This window comes from Pseudobutyrivibrio sp. AR14 (assembly GCF_900101325.1).
GTDB lineage: Bacteria > Bacillota > Clostridia > Lachnospirales > Lachnospiraceae > Pseudobutyrivibrio.
The window spans coordinates 166009-187121 of the sequence record NZ_FMUY01000002.1 but is presented as its reverse complement, the minus strand read 5'-3'; the positions used below and the strand labels follow the sequence as shown (position 1 = coordinate 187121).

Genomic DNA, 21113 nt, shown 5'->3' with positions numbered 1-21113 from the left:
TCCAACAAAAAAGACCAGCCTCAGCTGGTCCAATCAATCTATTCATCAATATCATCAAATATTCCTGCCTGCATATAGTTGTTCCATGCAGCATTGTAACTTTCAGCGGCCTTTTTATCCATAAACTGCTTCCTATCTGAAAGTATTGCTAACATCTCATCTGCTATTTCCACCTCTGGCAGATGGTCATAATGTGCCAAATATCCAAGCATCCTACCGGCAGTAAAATCAGTATTTAGATTATCAGTTATCAATGTAGCAAACTCAATTGAATAACCATCCTCCACAAGTGTGCTATAAAGTTCCCTGCTGAGGGGGGATTTTCTAGGATTTTCGTATGACATTTAAACTCTCCCTTTTTATTTATTCAGAAACATATTTCCTGATTGTAGCTGCCACATCAAGTGGCACTGACATTATTTCCTCATCCACATTTTCTTTAACAGAATTCCAGTCATCGTTTGGCAAACTAAAATCAAATGTCTTAACAAAATCAGAAGATGGTAATTTGCCTGTTATTACCTTTGTAAGAACAGTAGCAACAAGATAATCACCTATTGCTGATGCATGAGCACCGTCCACATAATATAAATCTGCATCATATTTGGCCTCTAATTCTTCTCTTGCTGCACTCCAAACCTCACCTACTGGTGCAAGTAATACATCCTGCTCCTTAGCTAGCTTTCTGTATCTATTATTCATTTCTAGCTGATTTTCAGGCTTTGCTTTCTCGGCCCATGTTTCAAATATTATAGGAACTGTCTTAGCCATTTTACAAAGCTCAATTATCTTTGAAGCATAGATAAATGTATCACTCTCCTCTGGCATTGGGTGAGCCTGTTCCTGAATAACACAATAGTCATAATTACCATGTAATATGTTAAATCTCTCAGAGAAATATTCCTCATCAATATGCCATTTCAAAGATCTTCCAGAATATGCCAGCATGAAAACTTCACAGGATTCGCTAGTTACATTCTCTACCATCTCACTAAGAAGCTGTGGCATGTCATTCATATAGGTATGGCTATTTCCAATAAATATTATTTTCATTTTATTCTCCTAAGAATTATAATTAATCATCAGTCAATGGCCTGCATATAGGTAATCCTCTAACACATACACCGATTTTGTACTTCTTCCAAAATCTAAATCTTTTCCAAAATACAAATGTATAGGAAAACTCTGGCCCATCATTTATAAGCAATTCTTCTAAATAACTAAGGCTTTTATCTTTGGGAGAAATAGCAATTACCCCTTTGCTTTCCATTTCAAGAAGTGCCTCATAAATCAAATGATATAAGCGCATATACCTTTCCCTACTTGCATTGCTTGCATTTGGATTAATATGATTTAATTCGTCAATTTTCTCTTCAAGAGTTTTAAAATCCATATTCTCCTCTACCAATAGTTACTTCAACACAAGCCTCAAATCAGAATCCTTCTTTGCCGTATTTTTTCAACAACTCATCGATTTTTAAATTAGTGCTCTCAACTGCTGATGTCTCCGCATCAATCAGCCTAATCCATAAATCTAAATCCACGTATCTCTTCCTCGTTCTAGACTTAAGGGTCTTATCAGCAACTACCATTTTCACTTGAGCTCGCTTTTGTTCTAATAAAGGGATTATAACATAATAGAGCCTATCATCCTTGAAACTAAGATATCCCACAATCTCTGACACCTTGTTTCTAAGATAAAGGCGATGATTAGAAATACCAGCAGGATAAAGCGTAGTGCCAACCTTGGGAACTACAACATCAGCTCCCAGCTCAACCATTGCAGATATCTTGTAAGCATCAATATCAAGCACTCCCAATTCCTTCAATGTCAAAGCACTATCAATAAACTGACCTGTTAGCAGATATGTAAGGTCTGCTAGATACTTTTGCTTTATCACATCTGGAACCTGAAAAAATAATGTAGGTCTTGCATTTTCAAGCAGTTCCTTGCTGGTCTCATATAGACTTTTTAAAAATAAAGAAAACTCCTCGTCCTTTGTCCAGACATATTTGCCACGGGCTATTTCAATGGTCCCAATACTGTTGCCATCAAAATCCTCAACCTCATGAAAAATAGGTCTAACACAGTAGGCATTCTTGTTTTCTTTTGCATTCCAATTTTTCTTTTTAGACTTCTTGCTCTTGCTAGAAGTCGTTACTATTCCACCATCAAAGCTTTTCATTATAAGCTCGTAGGCAGTATTTATTTTCGCTGCAATCTCACCATCTGATGAGCCGCTGCTATCTGGATGATGATCATGCATAAGTTTGCGATATTTCTTTTTTACTTCTCGCTCATTCTCTGAGCCATCTAACCCGAGAATCTTTCTCGCCTGAGATTTGTTCATTGATATCTATCCTTGTAAACAATTTACTATCAATGAAAATTATACTACAAATCTTCCTTAAATTTCTCCCAAGCATCTGGATGTTGTACAAAATAAAGAGGACACTCTTTTCCAGTAACGTCATAATGTCTGATTACATCATCAGGTGTCATATGAAACTCATCCAAAAGCCAGTCCACTAGCTTAATCAATGCATCATAGGATTCATCAGTAAATTCACCGTCTACTCTAGGATGACAAACCTCTATAGAAATAGTGTCGTGATTTCTATCGTTACTTGCAGATGAACGCTCATCAAGAGGAACGCACATAATAATAGTTCCATCTATCCCCACAACAAAATGTGAGCATACATCAGAATCCTCTTGATTATAAAAATTTCTATTTTGCTCAGCGGTAGTACCTGGATTGCCCACATAGTGAACCACTATATTATTAACACCATCTAGTGGTAGCCCTGTCCTAGACGGATTACCCTCATCAATAATATCTACAGTAATCCAGTCAGGTATCTCAGACTCCTTTGCCACCTCAAGTCTATCTATTTTTTCTTCCGGCTTAAAAAACTGTAATCCTAAATATCCAAATCCTACTAATATTAAAAACTCAATTACTAACAGTATCATTCTTCTACGACGTCTGCGCTTTCTTTTAGCTGCAATCCGGCGGCGTCTGTAGTAATCATCGTTGTAATCGTAATACCTATAACTTCTATCCATTATTCCCTCTTTATAAATAAAATCTATATAATCAGCCGACTGTACTATCTGTACTACATAGTATAATACACATAATCATAAATCTATGCAACATTATTTATAAAAAGTAAAAAAGGACTTCAATAATCGAAGTCCTTCTTCTATAAATGATTATTTAAGGATAATAATTAATACAAACAATTCTAGTATTTACAAACAAATTCTTCATTAACTTCCTCAAAGTTTCTATGGGTCGAAGAATAGAATCTAACTCCAGCTGGATAAAGCTTAATATTCTCAAAACCATTTTGTGCAAGAATTCTATAGGCATTATAAGCACGCACACCTATTGCACAAAGGACGATATACTTCTTATTCTTGTCCAATTCGTTTATACGTTTTCTTAACTGACCAAGAGGAATATTAACAGCACCGTCAATAGCAAAAACATCAAGCTCAGCCTGTTCTCTAACATCTAAAACAACTGATTCCTTATCAGTATCTGCCTCATTCCATACAGCCTGTTTTACAAGCCCATTTACTACATTTTCAGCTACAAAACCTGCCATATTTATAGGGTCTTTTCCAGAAGAAAATGGTGGTGCGTAAGCAAGTTCTAAATTTGTCAAATCCTTTACTGTAGCACCAAATCTAATCGCTGTACCAAGTGTATCTATACGCTTATCCACTCCATCTTTTCCTACGATTTGTCCACCATAGATTTTCTTTCCATCTATAGAGAAAAGAAGCTTTATTATCATAGGCTTTGCCCCTGGATAATATCCTGCATGAGAATTTTGAGTTAGAATCACTGATGTATAATCCTTATCTCTTACAAGCCCTCTTCTTACAAGAGCCTTCTCATTTGCTCCTGTTGTTGCCACATTTAAATCAAAGACTTTTACAACTGATGAGCCTTGTGTTCCTGTATAAGTTGAGTCTAGTCCTGCAATATTATCAGCTACAATTCTTCCCTGCTTATTTGCAGGTCCTGCAAGTGGAACCATTGTTTTATCTTTAAAAATAAAATCTTCTACTTCAACTACGTCTCCAGCTGCATAGATTGACTCATCTTCTGTTCTCATGTGACTGTCAACGATTATTCCGCCTTTTTCATTAAGAGCTAGTCCAGCATCAGCAGCTAACTTGCTGTTTGGTTTTACACCAATAGAAAGAATCACAAGCTCTGACAAAACAGTCTTTCCGCTTGAAAGCTTTACTTTGATTCCCTCTGAAGTGTCCACAAAGCTATCAACCCCATCATTGACAATTAATTTTACTCCATTGTCACGAATGTTCTCATTCAAAAGCAGAGCCATCTCGTAGTCAACTGGTGCCATTACCTGATTTGAAGCCTCTACTATTGTCACATCAATACCAAGCCCATAGAGATTTTCTGCCATTTCAAGTCCAATAAATCCTCCACCAATAACCGTAGCTGATTTAACACTATTTTCCTTAATATATTTCTTAATCTCATCTGTGTCTGGCACAGTCCAAAGAGTCTTCACTTTAGGTGAATCAATTCCAGAAATTGCAGGTCGAACTGGTGAAGATCCTGTGGCAATTACTAAATTATCATAGGATTCATCATATTCCTGACCATCCTTTGTAACCACGTGAACACTTTTTGAATCACGATTAATAGATGTTACTTCGCTATTAATTCTTACATCAATAGCGTATCTGCTCTCCATCATTTCTTTTTTTGTAACCAAAAGATCACTACGATTTTCAATTACATTTCCCACATGGTAAGGTAAACCACAATTAGCGTATGAAATATACTCTCCTCTTTCAAAAAGTATTATTTCTTCATTTTCTTTTAATCTTCTAAGGCGAGCTGCTGCGCTTGCACCTGCAGCTACACCACCGATAATAACTGTCTTTCCCAAAACCTACCTCCTATTTTTCTCTTGCTTTTATCTGACATATCCCCTGAGTCATAGTGCCCATTGGGCAGAATGAACACCAGGTACGTTCTTTATATAGAACCATAAAAATCAAGCCAATAAGTGTGGATGTAAGCATTAAACTATAGAATCCAAATCCAAACTGAGCCACCCAGTCAGGGAAAATGCTTCCTGAATATGCCCATTGCCATGGAACTTTAAAAGTCCAGAAAAGCTTAATTGCCTTCTTTAAAGTACCAGCCCCTGTAAATACTAGGTATGTGTTAAACACCATGGTTCCAAACATAGTTAGGAAAAATGCTAAGAAGCCATATCTAAACCATTTTGAAGCCACCCACTTAGGAGCCGGCTTTTTTCTTGAACATCCTAGATTTCTACCTAACACCCAAAACAGCTGTCCACGTCCGCACATATTGTTGCAGAACCATTTGTTGCCACCTACTATTGCAAAAATCAAAGGCAAAATAAAATCAATCATTCCAAGCCATGCAAATAAGATATTGAAAAATCCTAATGCAAAATATACTATTGACCAAATCCAAAGGTAACTGTACCAGTGTTTCTTCTTACTATTTGCCATATGCCACCTCCGAATCACTTTCTACCAAACAAATCGCATTTGCTGGACATGCCTTTTCGCATAAACCACATCCAACACATTTTTCAGTATCAACAAAAGCATAGCAGCCTTTATATATTGATATTGCGCCCTTTGGACACTGTCCTACACAGACTCCACAAGCTACACATATGCACCTGTCTGGATTAGCTTTTTTTCTAACCATTCTTAAATATCAGACACCTTTCTATTTTTATTGTTGCGTTTATCAATTGATGAGTTTATTATATGTGGTACGAAAAATATATCAAGTACGCAGAATTTATTAACCTAGTCAGAAAAAACTGACCAGAAACAAATAGAAAGGATGTCAGATATGAGTAAAAAAGAACCTTTATGTGACAATATTGCCGGTGAGGACTGTGGCCTTAAGAAGGTCCTTAACATCGTTGGTGGAAAATGGAAAATAATGATACTTTGCGTCATCGATAAGGATGAAGTAGTCAGATATGGTGACTTAAGACGTGCTGTATTTGGCATTACAAATACTATGCTAGCCAACTCTCTAAAAGAGCTTGAAGAAACTGGAATGGTCATCAGAAAGCAATATGATGAAATGCCTGTCAGAGTAGAATACTCTCTCACTGACAAGGCAAAAAGCATCATACCAATTTTATTAGAGCTTAAAAAATGGGGCGAGAAGAATCTATAATCTAAAGCCCCTTGTAGTTCTTAGATAAGTAAATTGCAAATAATATAAGTCCTATGGTTTCTAGGCCATGATAAATAATGGAAGTCCATACGATACTTATGATTTTAAAATTAGTTTCAAAAGTAATCATCTGAAAAATTGTAAATGCCAGCATAAAGACTCCTGTCACACTGACAGTGACAATCTTTAGAAATCTATCTTTTAAGAAGACGGCAGTTACAAATATTCCAATGATAAGGGCGGCGAACATACCGATATACTTAAAACCATGTGTTGAGTTATATATATCGTAAAATTTTACCGCATTCTCATAAGTATCAAGAGGTATAAGCTGAGAAAGTCTTCGAATTAGACTTCTGTATTCATAGTTGGAAACCAGGGACATTATCTGTACAAACACAAATATCGACGCCCAAATTTCTAACAGCTGATAAATAGCTTCTGCCTTTAAAGTAGATATATCATCTGGTATATATTTTCTCTGTAAAATAGCCATCTCATCAGAATCATCGTCCTTCATTAAACGCACTATATGCCGCATCTGACGGATGTAATAACTAAAAACAAAGATAATCACAAGAATAACTACCACCTGCAGAACCATGCTAACAATAAAAATAACCTGATTTAGCATATCCGGCTCAGCAACTTTTGCATCAAAAAATATTCTGGAAACCGCATTTACGATTTGAGCCAAAAGTCCTATTCCTGCAGAAATATATATTGATTTTGAAAGATAATGTTTCTTCGTATTTATGTACATAAACTCAATCCCCTTTAACAACTAGCATAACGTACCTAAAGTATATCACATAATGCCACTGTTGCTATATGGCTAGAATCTATGCATAGATATAAATATCCTCAGGCTTATCTACCTGCTTGATAGAATTTGCATTTAAAAGAATAATCTGCTTGCCCTCACTAAGCTGACCTCTTTCTACTGTAGCTTCCATCTCAATCCAATCCTTGTCATTAGGCCTATTTTCTTTTGCCTCAGCTATGAATCCAATAAACTGGGCGTCAGCCTGACAACAAATAGCTGCAAGCCTCCCCACATAAAACTGATTATCAGAAAGTCCCTTTCCCGAGGTAACCATAGCCTTAAATGCCACACGCTTGCCGTAATATTTGTCAGGATTTTCAATACAATCTACAAACCAAGAGCAGAAAATATCCTCCTCCACATGAACAATGCCATCCTCCTGTGGCATGAGAAAATCTTCCATTCCATCATCTATGGAACCATCCATTCTTGAGAAAAACAGCTGACCATTTGGATTTAAAATCTTGATAGGTCTTCTAATCTCTCCCTTTTTAGTATTTTCTGTACATCTGTTAAATAAAATGACATCTGAAACGCTGATTGGATTCATAATGACCTGACGCATATTTGTCAAATAAATCTCAAATGTGGTAGCATCCACAAGGGTAAATACATTCATAATAATCCACCCCTCTGGCATGGGCTTTTCTATGAATTTCTTCAAGTCCCACATTCCATTAAACTCTATATAAACTGTTGCTGGAGAATAATCTTCTTGAATCTTCTCTAGATAATCTAGATCAAAAGACTCCTCATCCTCCATCATAACTACTGAGGTATTAATCTCTTCAAGCTGATTGCTATCGTACTCTTCCTCTCCATCCTCAGTACAGATAATAACTGATTTATTTTCCTTGTTAATCACATCAGCATTTCTCGTCAAAACACCCTGTAATGCTGTAGTCTTACCGCTCTCTAAAAATCCAGCAAAAATATAAACACCTGTGTTAATAATGTCCACCCTCTTTCTAATTTGCAACACTGTTGCATTTTAGTATATGTGTCTTAACACAAGGTGTCAATCTATTAATAACCTTTTAATTTAGTCATTTCCACCTATTTTGACTAAATTGAATTCATTGATGACTAAATTAAATATTTTTCTTTTGTGCCAAAATAGATATAATAACCTGGATACAAAAGCAATAATCTAATAAGGTAAAATGTAAACCGTATATACTATGAAAGATTTTAATCGACTGATAACTGAATCAATGAAGGAGGTAACCCATGTAGGCATTAAGCCTGGCAATATCACCTCATGGACTATTAATAAAAGAGCAAAAAGTAGATGGGGACTTTGCAAGCAAAATCCTGACAAGACTTTTGAAATCCAAATAGCTGAGACTCTTCTTACTGACGATAGGATTACAGAGAAATCCTGCAAAGAAACTATTATTCATGAGATTTTACATACCTGCAGGAATTGCATGAAGCATACTGGCCAGTGGAAATACTATGCTGAGGTTATGAATCAGGTATATGGATACAATATCAAGCGTGTAACAACAGGCATAGAAAAAGGAGTTGAAGACTACAAGTCCAACTCCTCTATGGCTATCAAATATATATTTACTTGTGGCAACTGCGGTGCAACCATCTACAGAAAACGTGATAGTCAGTTTACTAAAAACTATCGTAAATACGGATGCGGCAGATGCGGTGCTGTTGCCTGGCAAAAGAAAATGGCTTAGGAATTCTTTTTATATTCAAGAGCCAGCTTTCTCATCTCGCGGGCATTTTCCATAACTGCCTCTGTTATCTGAGCACCACCAAGCATACGGGCAAGCTCCGGTACAGCCTCATCAGAATGAAGCTTCTTGATTCCAGAGATTGTATGACCATTCTCCACATTCTTCTCAATTAAGAAATGAGTATCAGCCATGGCTGCAATCTGTGGCAAATGAGTAATACAGATAACCTGATGTGCTGATGCCACAGTAGACAACTTCTCAGAAACAGCCTGTGCTGTTCTTCCCGAAATACCAGCATCAATCTCATCGAAAATAAGTGTATCAATGCCGCCGCCTGAAGCAAGTACTGTCTTGATGGCAAGCATAATTCGGCTCATCTCACCACCTGAAGCAATATCCTTAAGTGGACGAAGTGGCTCACCTGGATTAGTGCAGATTACAAACTGACCGTCATCTACACCGTTGTCTGTAAAATGGTCAAGTCGCTTTAACTCTACATCAAACCCAGTATTCAAGAAATTCAAGTCGCTCATAGCTTCCTGCATTTTCTTAGAGAGAACCTTAGCTGAAGCATGTCTGATATCTGAAAGCTTATCAGAAAGTGCAGAAAGCTCGGCAGTTGCATCATCCACCTTTTTCTTAAGGTCAGCTAAATACTCATCAAAAGATTCGAACTTAGCCTTCTGATCCTGACGCTTCTTAAGCTCCTCTAAGATAATCTCAATAGTAGGACCATATTTGTCCTTTAATCTATTGATTTCATTGAGACGAATCTCTACCTCATTAAATCTATTGGCATCAAAAGCTGCATCTGACATGTAGCTTGACAGCTCACGGTTAAAATCTGAAATAATGCTATCTGCATCATTAAGCATAGCTAAGAATTCTGGTGCTCTCTCATCAATTCCCTCAATATGACGAATCTCTGAAATAGCGCTACTAAGAGCATCTGATGCTCCTCCATCACCAGCCATTGCTTCATGAGCTCGGCCAAATGATTCCATAGTCTTGCTGAAATTAGACAAGCGTCTGTACTCGTCCTCCAACTCCTCATCCTCACCTATTTTAAGCTGAGCAGACTCAATTTCATTTATCTCATGATCTAAAAGAACTATCTCTCTCTCCTTAGATACATCGCTAGCCTTAGCCTCATCAAGCTCCTTTATAAGAGCTCTATACTGTCCATAGCTCTCTGCGATTTTCTTCTTTAAATCACCTATATCATTTTTTGCAAATTCATCCAAAAGCTCCATATGCTTGTGGGTGTTGAGAAGTGACTGGTGCTCCTTTTGACCGTAAATATCAAGAAGGATATCCCCCACCTCTTTGAGCTTAGAAGCAGGAACCTGCTCTCCGTTGATTTTGCCAACGCTCCTTGACTCTGTAATCTTGCGGCTCATGATGACCTCGTCATCGTAAGGCTCAACATCTAGAGCTCTAAGAGCTTCTTTTGTCTTCTCATCATTAATAAGATAAACCGCCTCAACAAAAGCCTCAGATTCTGCATCTCTAAGAAAATCCTTTGAAGCCTTGTCACCAAGGCTGAGATGAAGTGCACCTAAAATAATAGATTTACCAGCACCTGTCTCACCTGAAAGGATATTAAGTCCCTTTGAAAATATAATCTCTTCTTCATCGATAAGCGCTAAATTTTTCACATGCAAGCTAGCAAGCATATTATTCTCCTTTTCTACGCCTATATTCAAATCTAAAATCAAAGCCCCATAGCTTTAATCTATAGTCAAAATCTATTTGCTGCGGTCAATAATTTTCTTAAGTTTGCCCATAAGATTAACTGTATCATCAAGTGTTCTTACGGCACACATAATAGTATCATCACCAGCAATTGAGCCAACTATCTCAGGAAAATCCATATGGTCAAGTGCTGCCGCCACAGCCATTGCCATACCCGAAACAGTCTTTACAACAAGTATATTTGTAGCATTGTCCATAGAAACAAATCCATCTAGGAAAATACGAATATATTTCTCGTTCATATCATCCTGAGTGGTCTTAAATGCAACATAGCGAAGCTTGCCAGAAGCATCAGCTACCTTTGTCAGCTTCATCTCGCGGATATCACGTGAGACTGTAGCCTGAGTAGCATTAAAGCCAGCTTCCTCAAGCTTTGCTGTAAGTTCCTCCTGTGTTCCTATTTCGTTTTTTACAATCAATTCTAGAATCTTGGTTTGTCTCTCAATCTTCATTTAAATCTCCTGCATTCGTGCTCTTATTCTCTCTAAGAAGTTAACATTTTCAAGCATCACCATATGGGATGTAGTCTTTGAACGGTATATCTTAAGAGTATCTTCATTAAGAAGGACCTGTCTAAGTGTACCGTCATAAATAACATTAGCCTTAGCATTATCCTCCTCATGACGGGCTGAAATAGATACCTCCACCTCATCATTAGAAGAAAGAATAATACTTCTTGAATTAAGGGTATGTGGATTGATAGGTGTAAGAATAATACAATCAGCATGTGGACTAACTATAGGTCCATTTGCGGAAAGATTATATGCTGTAGAACCTGTTGGTGTTGAAACAATAAGTCCATCGCAATTGTGGCAATACAGCTGAATTCCATTGACCTTGACAGTAAGGTTGAGAACATAGAGTCCTGCTGCCTCCGATGCAACCACTATATCATTAAGTGCTCTGAACTTATTATTGCTGTCGCTAGAACACTCCCCTTCTAACATCATTCTCTCATCAATCTTGTAATTGTCGCTAAGCAACTGATCAAGACAGTGAATAACATTGTCAACTGTCATATCGCAAAGATAACCCAGATGTCCACAATTAAGACCTACGATAGGAATCTTGCGATTGGTAACATTTTGTGCCACTCTGACAACTGTACCATCACCGCCTACAGTGATAATACACTCTATATTGTCATCAACTGTCACCTCAGCCTCAGAGCTATCTGGACAAGTAGCCAAATCAAGGATACACATACCGCCCTTGCTCTTAATATAATCAGTGATTATCCCAATATATTCTTCATGTAAATCGCTAAATGAACGTGCAACAATTAAAAAATTCTTCATTATTTGTCTAAGCTACCGTGAGCCGCAGCCACTACTGCAGACACATCAATCGCTTCCCCCTGTTTTTCCAAAGTCGAAATGTGAATCAAGTACTCTATATTCCCTTCCGGTCCCTTAATTGGAGAATACTCCAAGTGAAGAACATGAAAACCGATTTCAGTAACGAAATCAATAATGGTATTAATAACTTCCTCATGGACTGCTGGGTCTCTGACAACGCCCTTTTTGCCGACCTTTTCTCTGCCTGCCTCAAACTGTGGCTTGATAAGACAAACCATCTCAGCATCCTCTTTAAGAAGAGCCTTTGCAGGTCCAAGTACCTTGGTCAAACTGATAAATGAAACATCCACAGATGCAAAATCAAGCTGCTCTCCTATGTCATCTAAAGTGACATAACGGATGTTAGTTTTCTCCATGCAGACAACTCTAGGGTCCTGTCTTAATTTCCAAGCAAACTGTCCATATCCTACATCAACAGAAAATACCTTTGATGCACCATTTTGAAGCATGCAATCAGTAAACCCGCCAGTAGATGCTCCAATATCCATGCACACCTTGCCATCTAATGTGATGTCAAAATGAGTCATAGCCTTCTCAAGCTTAAGTCCACCACGGCTAACATATTTAAGCTGCTGTCCGTGAATCTCAATATCAGCATCTACGTCTATTTTAGTGCCGGCCTTGTCCTCGCGATTACCCTTAACGAAAACATTGCCCTCCATTATCATGGTCTTAGCCTTCTCTCTAGAAGGTGCAAAACCACGGTCTACTAATACAACATCAAGTCTTTCTTTCATTTTAACATCCTATAAAATCTAATTTGGTCTATTTTCAAGAGCATCTAATACTCGCTCAGCAATAGACTGGGCGTCCATCTTAAGCTCCTTAAATAAAAGGGTCACACTGCCGTGCTGAACAAATTCATCTGGCACAGCAATCTTAAGTACCTGTCCCTTATATCCATTATCCACAAGGAATGTCTGTACCTGCTGGCCAAATCCACCAGTTAAAACATTTTCCTCCATAGTGACTATCAAATCATAGTCATTGGCAAGTCCTCTGATGTACTGCTCATCAAGTGGCTTTGCAAATCTAGCATTGCAGATACCTGCATCAATGCCATGGTCTAAAAGAAGTGCCTCCACTTCCTCTGCCCTTTTAACCATTGAACCAAGAGCAAGAAGCATAACTTTCTTACCAGCCTTAATCTGTTCAGCCTTGCCAAGTACTATCTCAGCTCGATGCTCCTTAAGGCCACAGTAAGCCTCTCCTCTAGGATATCTAATAGCAATCGGTCCGTCGTATGCCACTGCAAACTTCATCATATCAGAAAGCTCCCATTTATTCTTTGGAGCCATCACTGTCATATTTGGCATAGAAGATAAAAAGCTCACATCAAAAATACCCTGATGAGTGCTACCATCAGCACCAACAAGTCCTGCTCTATCTATTGCAAATATAACATGCAAATTCTGAAGACAAACATCCTCTAAAATCTGGTCGTAAGCACGCTGCAAGAATGAAGAATACACTGCAAATACTGGAACTCTGCCACCTAGTGCAAGTCCAGCAGCAAATGTAACTGCATGCTCCTCTGCTATACCTACATCAAAAAATCTATCAGGGAACATATTCCTGAATCGCTTAAGGCCAGCACCATCAGCCATAGCTGCAGTAATGGCAACTACCTCAGGATTTCTATCTCCCATCTTTCTCATAACTGTTGAGAAAACATCTGTATATCCAGGATTGCTGCTCCTCTGTGGAAGTCCTGTCTCTATCTCGAAAATATCTGTACCATGGAAACGAGATGGATGTCTCTCAGCAGGCTCATAGCCGTTACCCTTTTTAGTAATAACATGAACTAAAACCGGTCCTTCTATATTGCTGGCCATCTTGAAAGTATCAAGCATAGCCTTAACATTGTGGCCATCTACAGGGCCCAAATACATAATGCCCAGATCCTCAAATACCATATTAGGCACCATAAGAGACTTGATACCATTTTTAGCACTGCGAATCTTTCTAATGATACGCTCTCCGTGAGGCCATGACTCCAAAGATGAAAGGACGTTGTTTTTAAGTCCTAAATACTTAGAGCTTGTCCTAAGTCTTTCTAGATTGGTAGACATACCACCAACATTTTTAGATATAGACATCTCATTGTCGTTAAGTACAATGAGGAAATTTGATTTCTTAAGCTGGGAAGCATTGTTAAGAGCCTCATAAGCAAGACCACCTGTAAGGGCGCCGTCACCAATAACAGCAACCACCTTGTAGTCTTCACCCTGAAGGTCCCTAGCCATGCAATACCCAAGTGCTGCAGAAAGTGATGTAGAACTGTGGCCTGTATCGAAACTGTCACAATCGCTCTCCTGACGCTTAGGGAAACCACTCATACCTCCATACTGTCTCAGATGCTCAAACTCATCTGCTCTACCAGTAAGAATCTTGTGTGTATATGCCTGGTGTCCAACATCCCATATAAGTTTGTCCTTAGGAAAATCAAGAAGCAAATGAAGAGCCATAGTAAGCTCAATAACGCCAAGATTGGAAGCCAAATGACCGCCAGTCTTTGATAGATTTTCTATAAGGAAATTCCTAATCTCATCAGGAAGAAGCTTAAGCTCATCCTCTGTTAAATTTTTAATATCATTAGGTTGCTTTATTTTTTCAAGAACCATAACTTTTCCTAGTTGTCTCTGTAAACGAGATAATTAAGCAGCTCTACCAAAAATTCATTTTTCTTTGGAAGGCTATTTAATTTATCAATGGCCTCGTCTGTAAGACGTCTTACCTCTTGTTTTGATTTTTCTATACCAGCGAAAGTAACATAAGTACTCTTTTCATTGCGCTCATCTGAGCCAATTGGCTTGCCAAGCTTAGCCTCGTCACCCTCTATATCAAGAATATCATCCTGAATCTGGAAAGCCATACCAATCATAGATGCTACAGACTCAACTGTAGTAATCTCCTCCTCGCTGGCTCCGGCAAGTGCAGCGCCAATCATCATTGAAGCCTCTATCAAGGCGCCAGTCTTAAGCTCATAAATAAAATGAAGCTTTTCCTCGTCAATATCAAGCTGATGCTTCTCAGACATAACATCAACAACCTGACCGCCAATCATTCCAAATACCCCTGCCTTTCTGGCAAGAATCCTCATGGCAGATGTGATGGCACTGACATCAGCATCCTCTGCATCATAGGCATTTAGTGCTGTCTCAAAAGCATAATTTAAAAGTGCATCTCCAGTAAGAATACCCATGGCCTCTCCATAGGTAGCATGTGTAGTAGGCTTGCCACGGCGAAGCATGTCATTGTCCATGGCAGGCAAATCATCATGCACTAGTGAATATGTATGAATCATCTCGATAGCTGCCATAAATGGCTCAATCACATCTGACTTGCCACCGAACATGATATATGTCTCATTCATAAGAATAGGACGAAGTCTTTTGCCACCAGCTGTAACACTGTACTCCATGGCATCGAAAATCATCCCCTGATGCCCCTCCACATCAGGCAGGAATCTGCAAACTACATCCTCAGCAGACTCAGCTCTAACCAGAAGCTCGTTTTTGATATCCATGTTATTCATCCCCTTCAAATACTTCTAGGCCACCCTCCTTGCTAATTGCAAGTACAGCCTTCTTAGTCTGTTCGATTTTTGAGTTGGCATGCTGTAACTCTTCCATGCCTGATTTGTAGAGAGCAAAAGACTCATCTAAAGAAACATCAGATGATTCCATCTTAGTGATGATCTCTTCTAGCTTCTCAAAGCTCTGCTCTATTGTATTTTCATTAGTATCTGCCATTTCTTCTCCTATCTATAGTAGATCTAAACCTCTAAAAGACCAGTAATCTGGCTTTCTATTGAACCGTCCTTAACCCTGATTGAAATATTATCTCCAACTGATAGTGCCTTAACGGAATCGACTCTATTGCCTGCTTTATCAGTCACATATCCAAAACCTGCAGCAAGCTTTTTAGCTGGTGACAGGCCATCTAACCTGCCGGAAACAGCAACCAATTTGTTTTCAAGTCGGTCTATCTTAGCATTCATCAAATTGTTAAGACGAATTGATAACTGTTCTAGCTTCTCCTGATTAGCCTTTATCTTGTTCTCCGGACGAAGCAACTGAAGTCTAAGCTTAAGATTATTAAGTCTCTCTGAGTAAGACTCAAGTCTATAGTCTAAGGCTCTATTTAATCTATCCGAGCATCTATTAATCTCATTAGCAAAATCCGTATATACGAAGTTGGCATATTCGGCTGCCTGTGATGGTGTAGCCGCTCTTCTATCAGCTACAAAATCTGCAATGGTAAAATCTGTCTCATGACCAACAGCAGAAATAATCGGTGTAGTGGCATGAAAAATTGCCTTGGCAACAATCTCCTCGTTAAAGGCCCACAAGTCCTCGATGGAACCACCGCCTCGTCCCACGATAATCACATCAAGACCCATCTCATCAAGGCATTGAATACCAGCAACAATAGATGGCGCTGCAGCCTCACCCTGTACCTGCGCTGGATAAAGCACTATCTGCACGTAAGGATTCCTAGACTTGGATACGCGAATAATATCGTGGACAGCAGCTCCTGTAGGCGCAGTGACAACCCCTATCTTCATGGCGTGAGTAGGAAGTGGCTTTTTATACATGGCATCAAACATGCCAGTCTCTTCAAGCTCTGCTTTTAACGCCTCAAACTTTGCAAATAAATCGCCAACTCCGGCAAGCTCTATTTCATTGGCATAGACCTGATAGGTTCCGTAGGGCTTGTATACTCCCACATAACCGGTGACCACTATCTGGTCCCCATCCTTCATCTGAAACTTAAGGCCCTTGGCTCTCTTGCCAGCAAACATAACACATGAAATAGCTGCCCCATCGTCCTTAAGGGTAAAATAAATATGTCCAGTATGATTATATTTACAATTGGAAACCTCTCCACTAAGGGAAAGATTTCCAAGCATAAAATCATCTTTGAACATTCTCTCGATGTATGTATTTACTTCTGAAACACTGTATACATTTTTATTCATTATACAAGTTTAGCTAAAGCTCCATTAACAAAACCAGCGGAATTATCTGTACCGAACTCATCTGCAAGTGTAACTGCCTCATTGATAGCAACACCTACTGGGATGTTCTCAAACTTGATTTCATATAATGCAAGTCTGATAAGTGTAAGGTCTACCTTAGCCATACGTGTAGTCTTCCATCCGTCAACTGACTTGTTGATAAGCTCATCAATCTCAGAAATCTTAGAGATGATGTCCTCTGATTTAGTCTTGATGTATTCTTCGTCCTCTGGAGTCTTATTGTTCTTAGCAAGATCCTCTGTCTCGGCAATATCGCGGCCCTTTAAAAAGGTAGCAATAATGCCATCCATCTCCTCAGTATCATGAAACTCATTCATGAAAACGGCCTTGAATACTTCTTTTCTAATCTCGTGTCTATTCATTTATAATTACTCCTAAAAAATATCTATTTATAGCTAATAATAGGGTGCTATCCAATGAATAGCACCCCATAATTATACAATATCATGAATAAAAAATAAACAATCCTACATTAGTTAGTAGAAGAAACGCTAACAGTTGCAATGCGGATGTCTACTGCTGTAACTTCAAGTCCTGTCATTGTCTCAACGGCCTGCTTAACCTTTTCCTGAACAAGCTTAGATACCTTTGGAATCTCGTAGCCATACTTCATATTAATAGCCATTCTAACAATGATCTTACCAGGGTCAGCATCTACGACCTTGATAGCCTTTGAAAGTCTACCCATGCCAGCCTTGGAAATTGTATCAAGTGTAAGATTACCAGCAAGTGAATCAACGCCATCTACCTCAGCAGCGCCAAGACCTGCGATAATACCAACTACTTCTTCAGAAATATTAACGCCCTCAGAGCCCTTAACATTTATAACAAAATTCTTATTCTCTGCCATATATGCCTCCTAAATATAGAAAAACTATCGTAATTATATCAGTAACCAACATTATTTACAACACCGACCGAGACATAGTTGTTAAGTATGGCGTGAAAGTCTGTGTCTTGTTCTGCCTCAGGGCTATACACTCCCTCAACCACATAGCGAATACCGCCATCATCAAGCTCTTCTACTACATTGTAATGGTCCTTATAGAACATTCCTCTAGATACTTTTCTATCATATAAAATACCCTGACATTCTCCCAATGGACAGTCTGGGAAATTCACATTGTGAATAAACCCTGGGTCAAGGGGCGTATCTATAAGCTTTTTTAATATGTCTTTTATGTATTTATCAGTCACCTCATGACCATTGCAGCCCTCAGATAAGGCAATGGCATGATACTCTTGGAAGCTGGCTTCAAAGGCAGCTCCCGCTGTAGCTGAATACTGAATATCTGATGCAACATTGTAGCCAAAATTAATCCCAGAAAGAACAATATCAGGCTTTGCTGGCATCACACTCAAGCTTCCTACTCGCACACAATCCCCAGGTGTACCACTGCATGAATATGCATGAACACCCTCCACCGGAAAATCCGGATAAGGATAAATATCTATCTCATTATGAAGAGTAATGCTGTGGCTTGCTGCGCTCCGCTGACTCTCAGGTGCAACCACCCAAACCTCTCCAAATTCCCTTGCGGCATGAGCAAGACGAATAATTCCAGATGCCTCTATTCCGTCATCGTTAGTAATAAGTATTCTCATAACATCTCCTTGTATTGAAATAAAGTAGTGTCCTTATTGCTGATTACCAAGCTTTTTCTTTTGCTGTCTTCCAGTAATCATCACTCGGGCAGAATATGGAAGTAAATGAGAAAATGTGGTAGCAAGCTTCATTTTAATAGAAGGAACTATAATTAGTTTGCCCTTTTTCATCCCTTGTATTGCTTCTTTTACACATTGCTTTGCACTGATACCCTTTAGAGCAAATACCACATCCGCTGTGTCATTAAACTCTGTATCCACAGGTCCAGGGCAGAGTGCGCTGACTTTAATGTTGCTCCTTGCTTCTTTCAGTTCTCTTGCAACAGCTCTTGTAAGACTAACCATGTAGGCTTTTGAAGCATAGTAAGTTGCCATATAAGGTCCTGCTGGAAGAAGTCCCGCTGATGAACATACATTTAATATGTTTCCCTCTCCCACCTCACTCATGTTCTGAAGGATGCCCTTGAATAAAATATGCATGGCAATATCGTTAACCTTAATCATGTTAACTTCCTTTTTGATGTCAGTCTCAATAAATGAGCCTGCAAGGCCAAAGCCAGCATTATTAATGAAGACATCTATATTTTCATCTTCAAGCTTTTTAAGAAGTTCAAAACATTCTTTTTTCTTAGATAAGTCACATGGAATAATCTCAACCGGAACCAATAATTCCGATTTCATCTCCTCTAAGCGCTCCACGCGGCGGCCTACAACAATAAGTCGATAGCCTTTCTCTGCAAGCTGAATAGCAAACTCACGACCGATTCCAGATGTTGCTCCTGTAATAAGTGCAGTCTTCATAGTTTTCCCCTTTATTTTCATAAAATTAGTAGATTTTATACATAATAGTAATCCATTTAAATCACTTTAATATTAACATATTTGAAGAGGCCCGCCAAACAAATGACGAGCCTCTTCTTTTATAAACAAAAGGTAAGTTTAGGGGATGCTACTTATTAATTACGACACCCTTTCGCAGAATGATATTCGCATAAATAGCTGTTTCCGTCGACATAATGACACAGGTAGATTTATCACGGGTTTGATCGTAGAAATCCCATTTGTTAATCTCCTTAAAGGCGCCTGCGCCTCTGTCATCATATTTTTTAACAATATTCTTGTACTCATCCCAAATTGGGGTTGCAACCTTTCCTACATCGCCAGGCTCTAGAGCCATTAGTGTGCATGGTGGATCAATTTCGCCTTTTTTATTTGGGTAAGTATCAAGTGGAAATACCTGTAAAATCGCATCTAGTATTTCAGGTACTCCATGTCCATCAAGTCTAATGACGGGCTTGCCAAAGCTATGACCGGGGAAGTTGCCATCTGCTATGACAATCTCATCTGTATGTCCCATCTCATCCAAAACTTTAAGAAGTTCTGGGGATAAGATGGTTGGTATACCCTTTAACATATTCAAGTCTCCTTATTATTAGTCGTAAAGGTTTGGTGCAATTTCAGGATCTTCCATGTTGTCAGCATTGTACCAATAACCATCTGTAGGAACATCTGAAACTGACTTACCAGCTGCTGCATCGCAAAGAACATCTACTGTTGTGATACCCATTACAAGTGGAGACTGTGTAACAGCACCATACATTGTTCCGTTTGCTACTGCAGACTTGATTACTGAACCAGCATCAAATCCTGCTGCAAGAATCTTGTCACCTAATACACCAAGGTTCTCATTAGCTGTAAGGATGCCTTCTGCTGCAATCTGGTTTGAACCAAACATACCGATTGTATCTGACTTATTCATGATTGCTGATGCCTCTGTAGCGCAGAGCTCAACTGTTGTCTGTGCAGGAACTGCAACTTCGATTACGATATCTGCCTCTGACTCAGAAACTGTCTCAGCCTTTGAATCATTAACATACTTCTCATTACCAACTACTGCTACTGTGTAGCCGTCAGCCTTAGCAAGCTCAGCAAACTTGTCGATGAAACCAAGACCTCTGTTGATGATTGATTCAGATGTAGCTTCCTGGTTTACCTCACCTACTCTAACCTGTCCGTCACCAATCTTGTCCTTAAGTGCAGGATAGAGATTCTCTGCTGCTGTAGCACCTGCTGAGTAGTTGTCTGTAGCAACTGTAGAAACTACAGAACCAGCTGGAGCATTAGGAATACCTGAGTCGAAACATACTACAGGGATACCTGCATCAAGTGCTGCCTGAAGAGCATCAAGACATGCATCCTGATCACAAGCTGCAAGACCGATACCATTAGGAGCATTGTTGATAGCATTGTTAAGCATGTTAACCTGATCAGCAATATCAGATTCAGCGTTAGGACCTGTACAGTTAACTGTAACACCCTTTGCCTCTGCTTCCTGCTCGATACCCTTTACAGCTGCCTGCCAATATGATGACTGATAAGATTTTACGATAATCTCAAATTTGTAGTCACCGCCTGCTGCCTCTGTAGAGCCGCCCTCTGTAGCTGTAGCTGTGTCGCCACCTGCTGCTGTAGTATCAGTTCCTGTTGAGTCACCACAGCCAGCGAAAAGTGTTGCTGCCATTGCAGCTGTCATTAATGTAGCTAGAACTCTTTTTCTCATGTTTTAACCCTCCCGTGTCTTTTATGAGATTTATTTAT

General features: G+C 39.0%; 26 protein-coding genes. 2 read left to right on the top strand and 24 right to left on the bottom strand.

The window, feature by feature from the left end; translation table 11 throughout:
- Positions 1-38: 38 nt before the first annotated feature.
- From BLP50_RS02630 to BLP50_RS02595, 8 genes are all read right to left on the bottom strand, one after another.
- Positions 39-344 (bottom strand): hypothetical protein, encoded by a 306-nt coding sequence (locus BLP50_RS02630; protein WP_176753658.1) that lies wholly within the window; start codon positions 342-344, stop codon positions 39-41.
- 19 nt (positions 345-363) lie between these two features.
- Entirely contained in the window at positions 364-1053 is a 690-nt protein-coding gene (locus BLP50_RS02625) for a hypothetical protein (RefSeq protein WP_090150545.1), read from the bottom strand.
- Positions 1054-1075: 22 nt separating this feature from the next.
- Positions 1076-1393 (bottom strand): hypothetical protein, encoded by a 318-nt coding sequence (locus BLP50_RS02620; RefSeq protein WP_090150542.1) that lies wholly within the window; start codon positions 1391-1393, stop codon positions 1076-1078.
- Between the two features lie 40 nt (positions 1394-1433).
- Entirely contained in the window at positions 1434-2351 is a 918-nt protein-coding gene (locus tag BLP50_RS02615) for a J domain-containing protein (protein WP_090150539.1), read from the bottom strand.
- Positions 2352-2395: 44 nt separating this feature from the next.
- The gene (locus tag BLP50_RS02610) at positions 2396-3070 is read right to left on the bottom strand and encodes a peptidoglycan recognition protein family protein (protein WP_242869202.1); all 675 of its coding nucleotides are present in this window, start codon (positions 3068-3070) and stop codon (positions 2396-2398) included.
- A 182-nt stretch (positions 3071-3252) separates the two neighbouring features.
- Entirely contained in the window at positions 3253-4944 is a 1692-nt protein-coding gene (locus tag BLP50_RS02605; protein WP_090150536.1) for an FAD-dependent oxidoreductase, read from the bottom strand.
- 10 nt (positions 4945-4954) lie between these two features.
- Positions 4955-5542 (bottom strand): 4Fe-4S binding protein, encoded by a 588-nt coding sequence (locus tag BLP50_RS02600; protein WP_090150533.1) that lies wholly within the window; start codon positions 5540-5542, stop codon positions 4955-4957.
- Complete coding sequence (locus BLP50_RS02595) at positions 5532-5747, bottom strand: 4Fe-4S binding protein (RefSeq protein WP_090150529.1); 216 nt, start codon at positions 5745-5747, stop codon at positions 5532-5534. The genes BLP50_RS02600 and BLP50_RS02595 overlap by 11 nt, the downstream gene beginning before the upstream one ends.
- Before the next feature lie 150 nt (positions 5748-5897).
- Between BLP50_RS02595 and BLP50_RS02590 the strand changes: the two genes are divergently transcribed.
- Positions 5898-6233, top strand: coding sequence for a winged helix-turn-helix transcriptional regulator (locus BLP50_RS02590; protein WP_090150527.1), 336 nt, complete (start codon positions 5898-5900; stop codon positions 6231-6233).
- A gap of 1 nt (position 6234) precedes the next feature.
- On the opposite strand, the gene BLP50_RS02585 is transcribed toward BLP50_RS02590, so the two are convergent.
- Entirely contained in the window at positions 6235-6996 is a 762-nt protein-coding gene (locus BLP50_RS02585; RefSeq protein WP_090150524.1) for a hypothetical protein, read from the bottom strand.
- A 79-nt stretch (positions 6997-7075) separates the two neighbouring features.
- Positions 7076-8020, bottom strand: coding sequence for a TIGR03943 family putative permease subunit (locus tag BLP50_RS02580; RefSeq protein WP_090150520.1), 945 nt, complete (start codon positions 8018-8020; stop codon positions 7076-7078).
- 220 nt (positions 8021-8240) lie between these two features.
- Here BLP50_RS02580 and BLP50_RS02575 point away from each other — a divergent pair, with 220 nt between their 5' ends.
- Positions 8241-8753: a SprT-like domain-containing protein gene (locus BLP50_RS02575; RefSeq protein WP_090150517.1), complete on the top strand. Its 513-nt coding sequence runs from the start codon at positions 8241-8243 to the stop codon at positions 8751-8753.
- Here the strand turns inward: BLP50_RS02575 and recN are convergent.
- The 14 genes from recN to BLP50_RS02505 all read right to left on the bottom strand — a co-directional run bounded on the left by recN (position 8750) and on the right by BLP50_RS02505 (position 21075).
- Positions 8750-10429 (bottom strand): DNA repair protein RecN, encoded by a 1680-nt coding sequence (recN, locus tag BLP50_RS02570; protein WP_090150514.1) that lies wholly within the window; start codon positions 10427-10429, stop codon positions 8750-8752. The two genes, BLP50_RS02575 and recN, sit on opposite strands and share 4 nt — an antisense overlap.
- A 72-nt stretch (positions 10430-10501) precedes the next feature.
- Complete coding sequence (gene argR, locus BLP50_RS02565; RefSeq protein ID WP_090150511.1) at positions 10502-10960, bottom strand: arginine repressor; 459 nt, start codon at positions 10958-10960, stop codon at positions 10502-10504.
- Complete coding sequence (locus BLP50_RS02560) at positions 10961-11806, bottom strand: NAD(+)/NADH kinase (RefSeq protein WP_090150508.1); 846 nt, start codon at positions 11804-11806, stop codon at positions 10961-10963.
- A complete protein-coding gene (locus tag BLP50_RS02555) occupies positions 11806-12603 on the bottom strand; it encodes a TlyA family RNA methyltransferase (protein WP_090150505.1) in 798 nt (265 codons plus the stop codon). Before BLP50_RS02555 ends, BLP50_RS02560 begins: the two co-directional genes overlap by 1 nt.
- 18 nt (positions 12604-12621) lie before the next feature.
- Positions 12622-14490, bottom strand: a complete 1869-nt coding sequence (gene dxs / locus BLP50_RS02550) for a 1-deoxy-D-xylulose-5-phosphate synthase (protein ID WP_090150502.1) — start codon at positions 14488-14490, stop codon at positions 12622-12624.
- Between the two features lie 8 nt (positions 14491-14498).
- Positions 14499-15395, bottom strand: coding sequence for a polyprenyl synthetase family protein (locus BLP50_RS02545; RefSeq protein ID WP_090150958.1), 897 nt, complete (start codon positions 15393-15395; stop codon positions 14499-14501).
- Between the two features lies 1 nt (position 15396).
- Positions 15397-15621, bottom strand: coding sequence for an exodeoxyribonuclease VII small subunit (xseB, locus tag BLP50_RS02540; RefSeq protein ID WP_090150499.1), 225 nt, complete (start codon positions 15619-15621; stop codon positions 15397-15399).
- Positions 15622-15644: 23 nt separating this feature from the next.
- Positions 15645-16850 carry an exodeoxyribonuclease VII large subunit gene (gene xseA, locus BLP50_RS02535; protein ID WP_090150496.1) on the bottom strand — a complete coding sequence of 402 codons (1206 nt, stop codon included), beginning with the start codon at positions 16848-16850 and terminating at the stop codon, positions 15645-15647.
- A complete protein-coding gene (gene nusB, locus BLP50_RS02530; RefSeq protein WP_090150493.1) occupies positions 16850-17272 on the bottom strand; it encodes a transcription antitermination factor NusB in 423 nt (140 codons plus the stop codon). The genes xseA and nusB overlap by 1 nt, the downstream gene beginning before the upstream one ends.
- Positions 17273-17382: 110 nt before the next feature.
- Complete coding sequence (locus tag BLP50_RS02525; protein WP_090150490.1) at positions 17383-17760, bottom strand: Asp23/Gls24 family envelope stress response protein; 378 nt, start codon at positions 17758-17760, stop codon at positions 17383-17385.
- Between the two features lie 38 nt (positions 17761-17798).
- Complete coding sequence (gene surE / locus BLP50_RS02520) at positions 17799-18515, bottom strand: 5'/3'-nucleotidase SurE (protein WP_090150487.1); 717 nt, start codon at positions 18513-18515, stop codon at positions 17799-17801.
- A 33-nt stretch (positions 18516-18548) separates the two neighbouring features.
- Positions 18549-19316 (bottom strand): SDR family NAD(P)-dependent oxidoreductase, encoded by a 768-nt coding sequence (locus BLP50_RS02515; RefSeq protein ID WP_090150484.1) that lies wholly within the window; start codon positions 19314-19316, stop codon positions 18549-18551.
- A gap of 148 nt (positions 19317-19464) precedes the next feature.
- Positions 19465-19929, bottom strand: a complete 465-nt coding sequence (locus tag BLP50_RS02510; RefSeq protein WP_090150480.1) for an RbsD/FucU family protein — start codon at positions 19927-19929, stop codon at positions 19465-19467.
- 18 nt (positions 19930-19947) lie between these two features.
- Positions 19948-21075 (bottom strand): substrate-binding domain-containing protein, encoded by a 1128-nt coding sequence (locus tag BLP50_RS02505; RefSeq protein ID WP_090150478.1) that lies wholly within the window; start codon positions 21073-21075, stop codon positions 19948-19950.
- Between the last annotated feature and the right edge of the window lie 38 nt (positions 21076-21113).